This window comes from SAR324 cluster bacterium, assembly GCA_015232315.1.
Classification (GTDB): domain Bacteria; phylum SAR324; class SAR324; order SAR324; family NAC60-12; genus JADFZZ01.
Map to the genome: position 1 here is coordinate 1 of JADFZZ010000055.1, position 16,675 is coordinate 16,675.

General features: G+C 43.8%; 11 protein-coding genes. 5 read left to right on the plus strand and 6 right to left on the minus strand.

Annotation, left to right across the window (positions count from 1 at the left end; all coding sequences use genetic code 11):
- Window positions 1-286: 286 nt before the first annotated feature.
- Window positions 287-1,555: an aminotransferase class I/II-fold pyridoxal phosphate-dependent enzyme gene (locus HQM11_20495; protein MBF0353418.1), complete on the plus strand. Its 1,269-nt coding sequence runs from the start codon at window positions 287-289 to the stop codon at window positions 1,553-1,555.
- On the plus strand, window positions 1,552-3,345 hold the full coding sequence (locus HQM11_20500) for an ABC transporter ATP-binding protein (GenBank protein ID MBF0353419.1): 1,794 nt from the start codon (window positions 1,552-1,554) through the stop codon (window positions 3,343-3,345). The genes HQM11_20495 and HQM11_20500 overlap by 4 nt, the downstream gene beginning before the upstream one ends.
- Here the strand turns inward: HQM11_20500 and HQM11_20505 are convergent.
- Together HQM11_20505 and HQM11_20510 are read right to left on the minus strand one after the other, a co-directional pair.
- The gene (locus HQM11_20505) at window positions 3,335-5,965 is read right to left on the minus strand and encodes a cyclic nucleotide-binding domain-containing protein (protein MBF0353420.1); all 2,631 of its coding nucleotides are present in this window, start codon (window positions 5,963-5,965) and stop codon (window positions 3,335-3,337) included. The two genes, HQM11_20500 and HQM11_20505, sit on opposite strands and share 11 nt — an antisense overlap.
- A 41-nt stretch (window positions 5,966-6,006) precedes the next feature.
- Window positions 6,007-7,290, minus strand: a complete 1,284-nt coding sequence (locus HQM11_20510) for a glucose-1-phosphate adenylyltransferase (GenBank protein ID MBF0353421.1) — start codon at window positions 7,288-7,290, stop codon at window positions 6,007-6,009.
- 352 nt (window positions 7,291-7,642) lie between these two features.
- Between HQM11_20510 and HQM11_20515 the strand changes: the two genes are divergently transcribed.
- Entirely contained in the window at window positions 7,643-8,959 is a 1,317-nt protein-coding gene (locus HQM11_20515) for a cyclic nucleotide-binding domain-containing protein (protein ID MBF0353422.1), read from the plus strand.
- A 6-nt stretch (window positions 8,960-8,965) separates the two neighbouring features.
- Here HQM11_20515 and ppk2 read toward each other — a convergent pair whose 3' ends face one another.
- The 3 genes from ppk2 to HQM11_20530 are packed head-to-tail and all read right to left on the minus strand — an operon-like array spanning window position 8,966 to window position 12,798.
- Complete coding sequence (gene ppk2 / locus HQM11_20520; GenBank protein MBF0353423.1) at window positions 8,966-9,859, minus strand: polyphosphate kinase 2; 894 nt, start codon at window positions 9,857-9,859, stop codon at window positions 8,966-8,968.
- Window positions 9,856-12,369 carry an SEL1-like repeat protein gene (locus HQM11_20525; GenBank protein ID MBF0353424.1) on the minus strand — a complete coding sequence of 838 codons (2,514 nt, stop codon included), beginning with the start codon at window positions 12,367-12,369 and terminating at the stop codon, window positions 9,856-9,858. The genes ppk2 and HQM11_20525 overlap by 4 nt, the downstream gene beginning before the upstream one ends.
- A gap of 36 nt (window positions 12,370-12,405) precedes the next feature.
- Window positions 12,406-12,798, minus strand: coding sequence for a hypothetical protein (locus HQM11_20530; protein ID MBF0353425.1), 393 nt, complete (start codon window positions 12,796-12,798; stop codon window positions 12,406-12,408).
- A gap of 304 nt (window positions 12,799-13,102) precedes the next feature.
- Here HQM11_20530 and HQM11_20535 point away from each other — a divergent pair, with 304 nt between their 5' ends.
- Entirely contained in the window at window positions 13,103-13,759 is a 657-nt protein-coding gene (locus HQM11_20535) for a helix-turn-helix transcriptional regulator (protein MBF0353426.1), read from the plus strand.
- Window positions 13,760-14,102: 343 nt separating this feature from the next.
- Window positions 14,103-15,425: a hypothetical protein gene (locus tag HQM11_20540; protein MBF0353427.1), complete on the plus strand. Its 1,323-nt coding sequence runs from the start codon at window positions 14,103-14,105 to the stop codon at window positions 15,423-15,425.
- 16 nt (window positions 15,426-15,441) lie between these two features.
- Here the strand turns inward: HQM11_20540 and HQM11_20545 are convergent, their stop codons facing one another.
- On the minus strand, window positions 15,442-16,419 hold the full coding sequence (locus HQM11_20545) for an alpha/beta fold hydrolase (GenBank protein MBF0353428.1): 978 nt from the start codon (window positions 16,417-16,419) through the stop codon (window positions 15,442-15,444).
- Window positions 16,420-16,675: the final 256 nt, after the last annotated feature.

The following is a 16,675-nucleotide window of genomic DNA, read 5'->3' on the forward strand; positions in this document are numbered from 1 at the left end:
CTGGATCTTGATTTCATAATTGGACATAGGATTCTCGCATCAAAAGGTTCTTTTTGGGGGAAAATAACGCAAAATCCAGTGTATTCCTGTTCTACAACATATTCAAATCACCTGCACAGCTCGAAAAAATTTTGAGGTGCTTATGGCTGCTGTGAAGTTATCAGAAAGGAATCTCAGTGCCTGAGATTTCATCTTGCCAAATGACAATAAACAGGCAAGGTTAGCACCGTTTCTCAGAATTTGTTTCCAACCGTTTTTTATGCTTACCAGAGAAAGGAGCGACATCATGACAAGGGAACAGTTGACAGCACTGGAACAGGAACTCTCAACTAAATTTGAACAGTATAAAAAAGCCGGATTGAATCTGGATCTTACCCGGGGAAAACCAGCCGGACAACAGCTTGATCTATCCAATGGACTCGATGGCTTACTTCAGGGCAATTACAAATCTGGAGATGGCACGGACACCCGAAATTATGGTGGACTTGATGGTTTGCCTGAAATGAAAGCACTTGCGGGACAAATGATGGGTGTCAAACCGGCAGAAGTCGTGATTGGTGGTAACAGCAGTTTGACCCTGATGTACCAGTTCATGATGCATGCCCATTTCTGGGGACCACTGGGAAAAGGTTCGGCCTGGAATGAAGGCTCAGTACGTCCCAAATTTATCTGTAATGTTCCCGGTTATGACCGCCATTTCACTATCTGTGAAGATCTGGGAATTGAAATGATTTCCGTTGAATTGAAAGACGATGGCCCCGATATGGATGCCATTGAAAAGTTGGTCCGCAACGACCCCTCTATCAAGGGAATGTGGTGTGTGCCCAAACATTCCAATCCAACCGGACATATCTATTCCGACGCGGTGGTGGAACGCATTGCAAAACTCGCGAAAATCGCGGGATCAGCGTTTGTCGTCATGTGGGATAACGCTTATGCTGTGCATGATTTTGGTGACAATGTTCCCGAGCTGGCCAATTTGATGGAACACGCCCGAAAAAACGGTACCGAAAATTCCATTGTGATCACTGCCTCCACTTCCAAAATCACCTTTGCCGGTGCAGGGATTTCATTTCTGGGAGCCTCCGAAGAAATTCTGAAACATTTTAAAAAACGCTTGACCGCGATCACGATTGGTCCAGACAAGGTGAACCAGTTGCGTCATTTGCGGATGATCAAGGATATGAACGATGTGACCGCACTGATGAAACAACATGCCGCCATTCTGAAACCAAAATTTGAGATGGTGCTGAAAATTCTGGAGCAGGAACTGGGCGGAAAGGGGATTGCCACATGGACAATTCCCACCGGAGGTTACTTTGTGTCATTTGATATTCCCGGTCTGGCCAAAGAAGTCGTCAAACTGTCCGCAGAGGCTGGTGTGAAACTCACTCCGGCAGGATCTACCTATCCCTATATGAAAGACCCTCAGGATAAAAATATCCGTATTGCTCCGTCTTTTCCCTCTCTGAAAGAAATTGAGCCCGCCATGAATGTGTTTGTCACCTGTGTTCAATTGGCCCATGTCAGGAATCTACTGGTAAAAAATCAATGAACCGTTCGAACACTCCCAAGGTATCGCGAAGCGACTGGAAACTGATCCAGCGCTTCATGCGATATGTTCGTCCCTATTGGAAATGGGTTTTAATCGGAATTATTTCGATCCCGTTTTCGATAGGCGGCACGTTGTTGACGCCCTGGCTGATTCAACAGATTATTGATGATTATCTGTTAAAAAATGATCTGAATGGGCTTTCCCTGATGATCCTGATTCTGGCGGGATCGGTGATATTGGGATATCTTGCGGATGCGTTTTACACATGGTCCCTTCAAAAAGCCGGTCAACTGGCGATATTTGCCATGCGGCGTGATCTGTTCAAACACCTTCTACTCCTTCCACGAAGTTTTTATGATAAAACTCCGGTTGGCGTTGCGCTGACTCGTGTGACCAGTGACATGGAATCCCTGGGGGAATCGCTGGCAGTTGGCGTGCTTTCCATTTTTACCGATGCGATCAAGACCATTGCCCTGTTTTCATTGTTGCTTTACTGGAGTTGGCAACTGAGTCTGGTGATTTTCCTGTTGTTGCCCCCAATTTATTTTACGAGCAGATTTCTCAGAGCAAAACTTAGAAATTATTACAATTTGAGCCGGGAAGCACTGGCTGAAGGGACAGGCTATCTTCAGGAATGTTTACGCGGCATTAAAACAATTCAACTCTATGCGGCTGAGCCGATTGTCAAACAAAAATTCAGACATAAAACCGGGGAATTTTTGCATGCCCAATCGTGGTCCAACTTTTATGAAGCGAGTTTGTTTTCTGTGGTGGAAGGCATCACCTCGATCACCATGGCACTCATCATCTGGTATGGAACACGGGAAATTCTGGATAATGCGTTGACGGTAGGGGTTCTGGTGGGATTCATCAACACGCTCAACCGAATTTTTGTCCCTATCCGTGAATTCACCCAGCAAATTTCAGTGCTTCAACGTTCCATGGCATCCCTGGAACACATTGATGTCTTGTTTGATGAGTTGCCTGATGACCATGAAACCAGCCTCTCCAGTGAGATTCTTGCAAAAATCAGAAAATTTGAAGAATTGAAATTTGAAAATGTGAAATTTCGATACACACCAGAAGGTCCATGGGTCCTGAAAGGAATTTCATTTTCTATCCGGAAAGGACAGCGTATCGCACTGGTCGGTTCTACAGGCTCAGGAAAATCAACGATCATTCGTCTGATCACCAGAATGTATAAAAACTATGAAGGAAGCATCACGTTGAATGGAATCGAGCTTTCACAAATTCCACAATCCAGCCTGTTTGAAATCATTTCGATGATGCAGCAGGATAATTTTCTGTTTGATGAAACCATTGCCTTCAATATTGGACTGGGTCGGCCACAGATCACAGCGGAAAAAATTCGGAATGCCGCACAATATGTGTTTGCGAACAGTTTCATTGAACAGTTTCCAGAAAAATATGACTACCGAATTCTGGAGAATGGAAAAAATCTTTCGTCAGGCCAGACTCAATTGCTGAGTTTTGCCAGAGCCATTGCCAATGACAGCGAATTGTTTATCCTGGATGAAGCGACAAGTTCGGTTGATTCTGTGACAGAACATCTGATAGAAAAGGCGATTGATCGTGTGTTTGAAGAAAAAACAGTGATTGCCATTGCCCATCGATTGAGCACAATCCGTCATTCTGATCTGATTCTGGTCATGCGAGACGGGCTGATTCAGGAACGTGGAACTCATGAGGAACTGGTGGATCAACAGGGAATTTACGCTACCTTGCTGAATTCTTTGAATGAAAATTCAGGTGAAGCTGTCACTCTGTAGGAGTTTTCAACAATTCGAGGAGCTTTTGCAGATATTCAGCACGAACCTGGACTTCAATGTCTGTGGAAACTTCAGGCGCGGAGCGGGTCTGGTCTACAGTGGTCAGTTTAGCCTTATAGGTATGCAACTCTTCCATGACTTTGAACACATAGTTTTCCAGAATGGCATTGCAGAGTTGAAACAAAAGCAACTTTTCTCTGGGATTGGTTCCCGGATATTTTGAGAGAATAAGCTGAAAATCAAGCACTGGATTAGTTGCTTTGAGAGAAAGGGTTAGTCCCTTGTGATTCTCGTTCAGATAGGTTTCCAGAACCTGATCCATTTCCCCTGCAATCATATCCCAGAATGGCTTTGGCGAATTTTCCTGATTGGTTTGCTGGCGTTGCTCCAGTTGTTGAATGATTTCAACGATACCCGCAATGATTTTCTTCCAGCGAGTATAGGCCTTGTTACTGATTTCCTCCGGCGCCAGTCCGGGGTATTCTTTTTTGGTGTTCACCAGAACATATCCCATGATTTTCTTTGACAGTTGATCTGAATACAGGATGTCACTCTGTGGAATCTCCTGATTCAGGGTAAATTGCAGAAAATCACGTATTTTTCTTTGCTCCAGTGGATCAAAAGCCTTGGGTGTTTCTTCAAATGTTTTCAAGCGAACTTCAAAGGCTTCCAGTTGATGGAACTCATACCACCTGGCATAAATTTCATCCCGTTGCTGGACAAGCAGATGAAGCACTTCCAAATGGCGATTGATGAACCACTGCATGATTGCGGCCTCTTCCTGTTCAGTGATCTTGTAAGCCGCTTGTTTTCCAGAGAACCAGGGTAAATCCTCGGCAGCGATTGCCAGTATCAAAAAAAACTGTGTTTGGGCGAAGGCTCCATGGGCAAGGGGGAGTTTGATTCTGAACTCATGACGCCCCTCATGCTTCTGACCATCCCAGACAGATCCGCCAAACATGAATCCCTGGCAGATCTCATCCATAGTTCCACCATCAAATTCCAGACTGACTCCCGGCGATATGGGAATCCAGTAATATTTTTTCAATTCAAGGGATTCCAGCGTTTGTTCATGGAGGCACTTGATGACAAAAAATTTCTGGATAATCAGGGGGGGCAACTTGACATCTACCATCCCAAGATATCCGAATATCAATTCAAAGGCCTTTGAAATCTCAGCCCGACTTTGTTTGATCGCAGTGCTGGTGATCAAATCCCGAATCGTTGGTGTGAGCCCCAAAACAACCCGGATTTTATCATTCTTGGTCGGCAGTTTATTGAACTTTTTTTCATAACTTGCAAAACTCCGATGAATCAAAGGGATCATTGCCAGTAATTTTTTGACATTTTTTTGTGAGGATGTTGGCTCTGCTTCATGAGCTTGTTCGATGGAAAAACGTTGTTTTGCGCTTTCCAGAAATTTTTGCATTTTTACGATTGACGCATTGAACTGATTTTCACACTCAGCCGCAATCATTGCGACTCGCTGGGCAATCTGCGCCACAGTACGCTTGGGAAATTTGAGGGTAAAATTTTCCTCAAAGGAATGGATGTAGCTTTCCAGTTGGAATTCATAGGGATTTTCAGGAGTGCCAAAAAAAGTGTCTATTGCAGGGTGCGTGGTGTCTTTTTCAATTTCTACTTTAATTCCCATGAAGGACGTGGTTTCGGCAGATTTTTTTTCAGAGAACCGGGATTCAAGAGCCGTCAACAATTTTTTGAGACGCTGATGGTATATCTGGGGATCAAATAATTCCAATTCACCGATTTGTACCGGAATATATTGTGCGGGAAGTACCTTGAGAACATCATTACTGATCCAGTTCATCCAGGTGCTCCATAGCAGTTTTTTCTTCATGACATAATCCGTTTCCTTGCCCTTGAACGCCTCACGTGGAAACTTTTTATCGAGAAACTTGAGTAACCCTTCAATAATGGTTTGTGAATTGAGAGGAATATTTGCCGGCCATTTCAGGCCAACTTCGTCAGCCAACACCTTTCTAACCTGTTCCCAGACACTATCAGGCCAATTCATGTCTTTTCGGTTTTCCAGCAATTTGGTGATGACTACTCCATTTGCGACATTCAGACTGGTGTTTGCTTCTTTCCAGAGACTTTCCTGAAGGTGCTGATATTCAAAAAGTCTGTCCTGAATACCGCGAAATAATTGACAAAATATTGTAGTTTCCTGGGAAAAGCTGTCATCAGGGATGGCAGGGTTTTTCATATCCCGAAGGAAAAAACCCATGGGGATTTTAATAAACAGGCTGGTGGTTTCAGCAGAAATCTGGATCGTCGCGGCCCGTTGTGATTTAGGCTCGACCAGGGCTTTATCCCCCAGAAGAACAGGAGCGCTCATCTGAACAACCAGTGTGCCATTCACGAGCACATCAACCATTCCTTCACAAAGAAGGAATATGTCTTTGCCCGTGTCCCCCTGCAGGATAATTTCCTTGTTTTCCGAAAAAAAACCAAACTCCAGACGCTGCAACAACCGTTGGCCCAGACTTTCGACACAGGCCCGGGTCAACGGATATGAAGTCAGGATCCGTGTTATGATCTGCGACGCGGATGGTCCTATTTCAAAGAACGGATAATACTGATTAATATCCCAGCGCATCTGGCACAAGCCTATGAAAAGTCAAAACTGAACAACACTCATTACACTGAGAATCCATCAGGAATCGAAGCTCCCTTGGGAATAACGATTATGCCTTCACGAATGTAACAATCCGTAAGGTCCGCTTCAACCACATTGTCTTTGTTGAGGAGTTTTACGTTGCGGCCAATCCGGACATTTTTATCCAGAATCGCGTTTTTAACAGTCGTATTCTCGCCAATTCCAATGCGTGGACGACCGGAGGAAATATTTTGGGCCATTGGATCTTCATAGAAATCCGCCCCCATCATGATGACATATTCAAGATGACAACCGGTGTGAATGACTGATCTAAGCCCGATCACACAATGTCTGATATACGAGGGATCAATGATTGAACCTTCTGAAATGATCGAGCAATCGACTTTGGCTTCATTGATTTTAGCACCCGCCAGGAATCTGCCATGGGTATAAATGGGTTTTTCCTCATCATAAAAATTGAAATCAGGCACATGCTGAGTCAACGAAATGTGAACATCAAAAAAAGATTTGATGGTTCCGATATCTTCCCAATAGCCATCGAACGAGTAGGCGAAGACTTTTTTCTGATGGATCGATTTGGGGATAATCTGTTTGCCAAAATCATGATCATTGTTCGCCTCCAGTAAACTGAACAGCACATCTTTTTTAAATAAATAAATCCCCATGGATGCCATGTGTGTCTGGGCTGGAGTCAAGTTGGGCGTTTTCTGACGGACAGCATCGGGTATCTCGAAACTTCTAATGATTTCAGGATCATTGGGTTTTTCATAGAAATCAACGATTTTGAGATTTTCGTCCATTTTCAATACCCCCAGTTCTGGAACTCTGTAGGCGGGCATGGGGATGACGCTTACCGTGATATCCGCGTCATGCTTCCAGTGGAAATCAATGTATTCGGAATAATCCATCCGGTACAGGTGGTCTCCTGACAGAATCATGATGGTATCATGGGCACTTTCAAAATATCTCAGATTTTTCCTGACAGCGTCAGCCGTCCCTTCATACCAGTCTTTACTGTCAATAGTCTGGGAGGCCGCCAGAATTGAGATAAATCCTTTCGTGAAAGGATCCATCTGGTAGGCAGAAAAAATGTGCCGGTGCAACGATTCAGACGTGAATTGCGTAATAATCCACATATTGCGGATATTCGCATGGATACAGTTGGAAATGGGTACATCAATCAACCTGAATTTCCCCGCGATAGGGACTGCCGGTTTTGACCGTTGCTGTGTTAACGGGTATAGTCTTGACCCTTGTCCACCAGCAAGAATAATCGTAGTAACTTGTTTGGTTCCAGCCGTCATAATTTCTCCTCATCAACATTATTTAGCTACGGATAATTACAGTATTCTCTGTAATTTTTTCTGTTCTGGTAATTAATGGACTTAAAAATTGACTGAATCACTCATCAAGGCTGTGTTTTGGCACAGGATGTGTTAATCATTAGCAGAATATCAATGCAAAATTAAAGATCGTTCATGGGGGAAATTTGACGCATTGATGTGCCAAATACAACAGGGTATAAAAATTCTCTGCTAAAAAAGAATCCTTTTGTTAAATTTTTGTGAAAAAAAATAAAGCTCTAAATACAGGACGAGCCTTAAAATACAAAGATTTATCGATTTTCTAACAAAAAAACAGCTTGATTGAACGATTATGAGTCAGGTTCCTGTTTCAAATTATCTGAAGAATACGATTCCTCAATTTCGAGAGCAATTTCTTGGATTGATTCATCGGATACCACTGTTTGCAAAGGCCCCCGATGAAACCCTGGGAGTTTTGTTTGATTATGCCACCTTAATACACGCAAAAGACAGAGAACGAATCATAAAACAGGGATCCTTTGATCAGAGAATCTTTATTTTACTCAATGGGAAGCTGAATGTGCTTTTCAAAGATGCGGATAAGGAAAGTCTGGTTGACACCATGAAACAGCCTTTTACCTTGTTTGGTGAGCGCAGTCTCCTGGCAGATCCCCGTGGAGCCTCTATCGAAAGCGATGGATCAACGTTTCTAATGTCCCTGGATATGGCATTTCTTCCAGATATCATTGGTGGCTATGAATCTGCGGAACGTCAGGTGGAAGATCCATTATACCAACAGAATATTGATTTTTATACCATGTTTTCCTTTGTGCTTATCCATAGACTGGAAACCCTGGAATGGGAAGAATACCGCTATAAACAGACCATTTCATGGGTTAGAGATCATTTTGATTTCTGGAAACAATACCGAACCACAATTGCCCCAATCCAGCATTTCATCGCAGAAACGCAACCACTTTTTACGGAGAATTTACCTGCGGAATGGTTTGCAACCCTGACAACATCCCTGTCAGCCAAAGAAAAATCACACAAACTAAGGGAACTGTACATGCATCTGCTCAGGGAACGAACCCTGGGAACCATTGACAAGATGGATACAAATATTTCTCAATTGCTGAAATATGCAACGTTAGAGGAGAACTGGGATGAGTTGTCTCTGGAAATCAATAATCCTTTGCCTGAAATTTTGACGCTTTCCAATTTTCTCAAGCAGTTGTATCAGGACATTGAAGCAACAGGATTGGTCAGTGACCACATGAGGTTGCCTGAATTTCTGGATAGCCTGATTTCAAGGGAGTCTATTGATCCGCTGGGCTTCAGCCAGGTGTTAACAAAGCGGAAATGGGTTTCAAACCGTTTCAGTCTGGCCTATGTCATGTTTTTATTCTGCAAACACTGTATCAATGCCGTCAGTCAGGCAAATAGAAGAATTGTACAGATGCTGAAAACCATCAGGAAAATCAATGGTGAATCCGCGGATCTGCTTGGAACAAATCATTTAGACCTCATTGCTGAGTTTGGACAGTTGTATGAATTACAGCAACAGAGTTTTGAGGAGGAAAAACAAACCGGGAGCGAGGCCGAAACGGACGAACTCCCGGATGATTTATCTCAGGATGATATTGAGGCCTTGTTCAACAGCATGTGACGCACCTCAGTCTTCTTTTCTGCGGCGTTTAGGAGCCGTGTAGTAGGGGACCATGTTCTGTTGATCCTTGGGCGGACGCTGATAGGTCCCTGTGCTGGCGACACGTTTGGGCAATTCAATGGGTTGCGGCATGATATCCTTGTACCGGATGGTGTTCAGGACATGACTGATGCAACTCAGTCGCGCCATTCTTTTATCATCGGATTCCACAACATACCAGGGTGCTTCCTTTATATCGGTATAAAAAAACATTTCATCCTTGGCCTTGGAATAATCCTCCCATTTATCTCGTGATTCGAGATCCATCGGACTCAATTTCCAACGTTTTAATGGATTGGCGGCTCGTTCCTGAAAGCGTTTTTCCTGTTCTTCATCACTGACCGAAAACCAGTATTTGAGCAGGATAATTCCTGAGCGGACAAGCATCCGTTCAAATTCAGGACACGATCTTAAAAATTCCCGATATTCCAGATCAGAACAAAATCCCATCACTCGTTCTACACCAGCCCTGTTATACCAGCTTCGATCAAAGATAACAATTTCGCCAGCACCGGGCAAATGTTCGACATAGCGCTGGAAATACCACTGTGTTTTTTCACGATCAGAAGGTGTTCCAAGAGCGACAACCCGACAACCCCTGGGATTCAGCGGTTCTGTCAGACGTTTGATGGTTCCACCTTTCCCCGCGGCGTCGCGTCCTTCAAACAGAACCACAACTTTCAAGCCCTGCTGTTTCACCCAGTATTGCAGTTTGACGAGTTCCACATAAAGATTCTGCAATGCGTCTTCATACTCTTTCTTTTTGATTTTGTTGGGAGAATCCTGCAAATCCTCATTTACTTCCAGCATCTCCTTTTTATTTTTCTGATTTTCTGACTTGCTCATCAAATCTCCTGTCATTTGCCAAATTGTGAAACAGACTGAATACCTGACTGAATCATCTGAGCGATGAGCTCATCTGAGGCGTTCAACAGTTGTCCAATTTCTTTCATCAGTCGTTTTTCATCCTCAGAAAAGTTTCTGTCAATAATCGCGACATTGATCAGTTCCTGCAACAGCATTTCCTGGGTCTCTTTATCAAGCCCGTCCAAGGGGAAAAGCTTGATTTCGTTACCCAGTAACACCGCGTTTTCCAACTTGCTTCGTTGATCTGCCAGACCAATATTTTCAATTATGGAACGTAGGTACTGTTTTTCATACAGATCAATTTTTCCATCAATCATGATCATTTTGATGAAGGCACTGATAAACCATGTTTTCTGTGCTTCATTGAGTTTGCCAAGAAGTGCCAGATTAGGCGCGGTCGGGCTTTGCTGACCTGCTTCATTCCAGGGACTTTTTAACTCACGCAGGGTTTCAATTTTTCGTTGTGCGAGCAGATGTCCTTTGCTGGCGGCACGATCAATCCATTCATAACCGAGTTTGGCGTTGATCGGCGTACCTTCTCCCTGAATATAAAGGACACCCAGATTATACATCGCCTGTGCCTGTCCTTGTGTAGCCGCTTTAGAAAACCATTCAAAGGCTTTGTTCATATCTTGAGGAATACCTTTACCTTTCGCGTAGCTTAATCCCAGATTGTATTGTGCGTTCGGAATTCCCTGCTCAGCCTGCTCAATGAGCTTGGTGATTGTTTCAGGAATCTGATAGTCTCCCGTCGGGGTTGGCTGGTCAAAGGTCCATGGTGTTTTTTCAAAAATTGGAAGATCCGTTTCCAGATCGTTCCGCACAAGAAACAACAGAAAATCCCCAGGTGCTACAGGAACATCAATTTGGGGATTGACCAGCATCATCGGTTCACCTTTACGAATCAGACCGGCAGGCAAAAATCCATAGTCCCGGTTGAGTTCTGTGATGGCATCAATCCATGTTTTGGTTTGCCATTTGGCACTGAGTTTGCGGACACATAAACTTTCCGTATTGTGATCTTGTGAAATGATGTGTTCCACCAGGTCGCCGATACCAAAGTGGATAGAGTTATTTTTGAGGATGGGGGCAACCAGTTCGTCGACACTGATACAAAAGTCACACCCGACTTCCATCAACCTGTGATTGAAGCCATGCTCCCGGAAACTGGCAACAGTGAAAATACTGCCGCCGGTGACTCGTTCCAGGCGAAGAACAGCCATGAGCGTATGGCTGTCTTCCTGATGATCGATCAGGGCAATTCTGGCCTGATAAGCCTGTGCCAGTTTAAAGCCTTCTTCTGAAAAAGAAGAGGCCTGTACCCACCTGAGATTAAGGCGTGTTTCGGAATGAACCCATTCAGGATGCTCCGACAGAACAACAATTTCCTCCTTGATGCCTGCTATTTCCAGTTCCATGATCAGCCGTTTGATGAATTGAAGCTCATCAGAACAGATAAGGATATGTCCAATTCTTGAAATTTCGTCCAGACCGGAAGTTCTGATGGCATCTTTGATACTATCCGCAGAAGGTCGATTTGATGGTGGAACCAGCGTCAACACATGATCGCCTGGCTTCAGCACTGTATTTGACGGGGGATTCACATGCACCCGAGTCTGGTTATTCACCAGTGCCAGGGGCATACTGCCTGTATTTTTTTTGGTATGGAGCACATAGTCAATCCAGGTTTGTGACGCTGATTTTTCATCCAGCAACTGCTTTTTAATACTGGGCGTGTTGGGATGATTGATGACCAGTTCCCTGATCCATGTAGGTGATCCCTGGTCAGTGAACGACTGGACCATCAGCGGAATATAAATATCATAGGTGTTGAGCGCATAATCACATCCTACATGTTCCATATGAGTGCGATAGTCTTTGTCGGAGTATTGAGCCATGGAAACGATCCGTCCCTGCGTCAGATTTTCCAGTTGCATCACCGTCATGACAGTCTGGCTGTCATCCTGAAATGAAATATAGGCAATCTGAGCCTCACTGGCTGAGGCTTTTTTGAGAATATCAGTATGAAACGATTTGCCATTGATCCATGGTATTTCTTCAAATTTGGTTCCAATCAATGGGGACTGAGGCAACGGAGATATCAGAACCACATTGAATTCTTGTTCCAGTTCATATTCCTTGATGATGGAACGAATAAATTCCGGGTTGTCCGAGCAAATCAGAATATGATCTTTGGTTTTGATTGGTGTTAATCCTTTTTGCCTTCCAGATTGAAAGGCAAAAAACCAGTTTGATACCAGAGAAATGACCACTGAGTTGATCAGAACGCCAGTAACCAGCACAAATATCCCGAACAGTTTCCCCGCTTCCGTAGCCGGATACATATCCCCGTAACCGACTGTTGTGAAAGTCACAACAGTCCACCAGACACTGTTAAAAAAGCTGGCATAGGAGCTGTTACCTGTACCTTCAATCAGGTGAATTCCTAAAGCGGAAAGTAACAACAGCAAGGGAAAAACAATGAGCAGAAACTTGGTTTTCATAAATCCTGTTTTGATGAAATTTAAGGAAGATAAGCGTTATAGCCCACCTGGAAACGCAATCAGTTTATAAACTGAGGGAATCAGTAACACAAGATTGGCCGCCAATAATAAAAATCCGAGAATCAACATCACCACGACCAGAGTGGATAAATGTTTTTTTGTAACAGGCACATTGTGTCTTGGACACGAACTGCCCTTTTGGGCAAATCGGCGGTCGTGTCCCATCAGAAAGACAAGGTACACTTTGGTGAATGGAATCACTGTGCGAATATCCACCAGATGAGTCCCTCCGCTTTTCCAGAAATTTAGCAACGCCTGTCTGAGTCCGGCACTCTGAGCCTCTGTCAGCGATTGTCTGATTTCAGGATCCATCGTTTCAAAAATGTGTTGAACAACAGGGTCTTCATTCCCGGCGGGTAAATCATTCATAATTGTCTGTAATTTATAGGTGATCATGGATTGCTGTCAATAGGACACTGTTTGCCCTATGACATAAATCAAAAGTATTGTCTAGAACAAGTTCAACGTCAAAACAGATTAATCATACACAAGGAAAACATGCTTAACTTTACGCAACGGTTACGTTATAACGTAATTTTCATCAAAGTTATTAAGTTTTAATTATAACATTAATCATTTTTATTGAGAAATATCTTGACGTATTTAGGTATTACCGTAATTTCTGTTTCAGTCATTCACAATATTCTGTAAACATTTTCTATTGTTCAAATCTATGACTTTTGAAAAACGTTTTCAGCAAATTATTCAGTCATGTGCCGACGGTAATAAAAGTGATTTTGCCAGAAAGACAGGCAAGACGCCTGGACAAATCACGGATATATGCAAAGGACGAAGCAAACCAACCTATGATTATTTACTGTTTTTGACGGAAACCTATGGTGTGAATATTCAGTGGTTGCTATCCGAACATGGAAAAATGTTCATGGATTCAAAAGCGTCTGAAGAAGCCGACGACTTTGTCTTTGTTCCACGATATAATGTAAAAGCCAGTGCGGGCTATGGCTCTGTGATCAACAGTGAACATATTGTCGATTATCTAGCGTTCAAACGGGGATGGATTCAATCAGATCTTAGAGTCGATCCAATGGGACTTGCACTGCTGACCGTGCAGGGGGACAGCATGGAGCCAACGATCAGGGAAGGTGATCTTCTTCTGGTAGATTTACATCAAAACCAGGTTCTCAGGGATGGAATTTATGTGGTGAGAATGGATGACGTGTTGATGGCAAAGCGTGTTCAACGTGGACACAACGGCCAGGTACACATCATCAGCGACAACCGGGCGTATAAAGAATTTATTATTGCGAAACATGAGACCGAAGCCTTCCAGATTCTCGGACGAGTCATCTGGTTTGGCAGACAGGTCTGAATTATTGACTTATTCGAGAGGCTTATGCAAGAAACACTCACCTTGATTTTAACCATAGGCGGACCAGTTATTCTCTTTCTCTGGTTTTTGGAACGCATCAATCTGTCAGACGAGTAATAGCTCCGGGAAATTCCGCGTTTCAGGAATTTCCCGCAAACCATCTTTCTCCCACATCACAACAGCCCTTGCCCTCCATTTCCTTAAACCTGTCACATCGTCTTCTTGGAAAAACTGTCTTTACTCTGCGATGTTCCGCGCTTAGACAGCAGGATCACTATCCCGTCTGTCACTCATTGAATTTTCCGGATGATCAGCAACAAATTATCCTGTGAGATTGAGAACTATGTCCTATTCAGATCTGCACGTTCATCTTTATGGATGTCTGACATCCGACATACTTTATGAACTGGCGCGTTCAAAACAAAATATTTCCTGGCAATTTTTTGAAAATGGCTTTGAACAGGCTTTTCAATTCAGACCTGACATGGGACAACTTCTGTCTTTGCCACAAAATCAGGGTTTTGAGGAGTTTCGTAAGGTGTATCTGATAACAGAGAATGGCGATTTCTCTCAATTTCAGGCCAAATTCAACCTGATCATTGCCATCGCCAGCCTTAGAGATCCTGAAGAAGCAGGATGGCTGGTCAGGAAAATCTGCAAGAACCACCATGCAGAAAAATTGATTCATGTGGAATACCGCATGTTATTTCCTCCCTGGGTGGATCAATTGCTGTTCAATCAGTTAGTACAGACGATCTGTCACGAAATGGCCAGGTATGAGGAGTCTACGTCCAATGCTTTTGAACCGCGATTTTCATTGAGTTTACCCCGAACAGAATCGGGGCCGATCCATTATCAATGGTTACGTGCATTGATGCAGGCAGATCACACCGTGGCTTACATCACAACCAGCGTTGATTTTTGCTTCATTGAAGAAGGTTTTCCACCTAAAAACCAGCGGCTACTGTTTCAGAAAATTCTGGATGATAACCGGAAAAAGTCTGAACAGGCCCTAGCCATTCTGTATCATGTGGGAGAATCTTTTGGTGATAAAAGCCTGGAAAGCGCCATCCGCTGGATTCATGAATCAGCAGAACTGGGGGCACATCGACTGGGGCACGCCCTTGCTCTGGGAATCAATCCTGAGTTGTATCAGGGGCAAACCTCACGGGAAACAGTGGCAGAACGCATGGATCAGATCGACTATGATTTGAAATATTTTCAGGAATTGACACAGCTCGGAATTATGATTGACCGGGATCATTTACAGTCTGAACGTAAAAAACTGCAAGAAATGTCCGGGCAATATATCGAATGTGTTTATGATGCCAACCGTGTGGATGCCTGTAAGAAACGGCAGGATTTTGTGATGGACTATTTGAAGTCCCATCAGGTCTGTGTGGAATCATGTCCAACTTCCAACATGCGGATTGGCAACATTCAAACGCCACTCAGGCATCCGTTGAAACGTTTTTTGGAACGGAACGTTCCTGTTGTGATTGGTAGTGATGATCCCGGATTGTTTGGAGTATCCCTGCCTGCGGAGATGGACTGGATTCGCTCCAATCTTTACCTTTCCGTGGAAAACATGAGTGACTTATCCGGGAATACAGAACGGTTCAGGTCCGAAATCATTTCCGGCAGAACTCTTCTGAAAAAACAGTGAAACTCAACTCCGGAATTCATTGAGTTGAGTTTTCTGTTTGACGTAACGGTTGAAGAAATTCAAGAATCATATCAATCGTGATCTGGTTGGTTTGAGGAGAAAGAATATTCCCGGCGAGTACATGATGCCAACGATCTCCTGAATTATTAATGGTCATTCTTTTTTTATAGGCAGACCCTATTTGTTCATATCTTTTAAGAATGGTATCCACACTGACAACCTGGTCAAAGTCTGAATGAATGAGCAGTACAGGTTGCTGTATTTTTGTGAAATCCTGAGCCTTGAGCAATCCGACAAATCCCATCACTGTTTGTGAAATATTGGTATGCTGGGCATACGTCCAGTTTTGTGCTTGTGCCTCATTGATCGGATCCCAAACCCGATAAGGCCCGGAAACCAGTCGATTGATCACAGGTCCCCACGGCCATAAAATGATTCCAGCCCCTGGAGCCGCAGGCCAAAAATTGGGAGAAATCAGCACAAGAGCCGCAATGTCATGATCCTGCGCATGCTGTAGCGCGGCCCACGTTGCCAGAGCCGCCCCGGTTGAAACACCGGCCAGAATAACACGATCCCCGATCCGGTTGCCAATCGCCAACGCTTCTTCCACATCACGGAGCCAGTCATTCACTGTTACATGCTTCATGGCTTCGGCATATTGTCCATGGCCCGTGAGCCTGGTATAAAACAGATTTGCTGAAAGTTTGCTGGCGACTTCGTCCATCACAGGAACGATTTCCTGACGGTTGGCACTGAAGCCATGAAGATAAACGACAGAAAATGGTGTTTTATTTTTTTTAACCGGGTCGAGCCATACAATTTTTTTGTCTGCGCCCCGGCGTAGCAGTGGAATCTGTGATTCTGTATTCTGAAGCCATTGATCAATATCATCTGGAAGATTCACGGGCGGGACCGCTGTATTCACTTCAACCCTTGGGCCCATCAACGCAAACACAATCAGCACAAAAATGCCCCCAATCCATTTTTTCATCATGTTTTCTCCTTCAAAGTGTGTATTGCAAATGGTTTTCTGGTTCTCATTTGATCCGGTTTAATCAGAAAAGTTTTTTATTTCACACTTCGATTTAGACTCTGTCTGTGAAAAAATATACTCATCAGTACGAGGAGGCTGTCCGAGAATAGCCATAAGCAATGTTTGATTGGTGAAAAATTTGGTTTAGAAAATACCCTTGTGAGGGTCGCCCAACAATTTTTCTTGAGTTCCAATCATGTTTCAAAAATATTTTTCG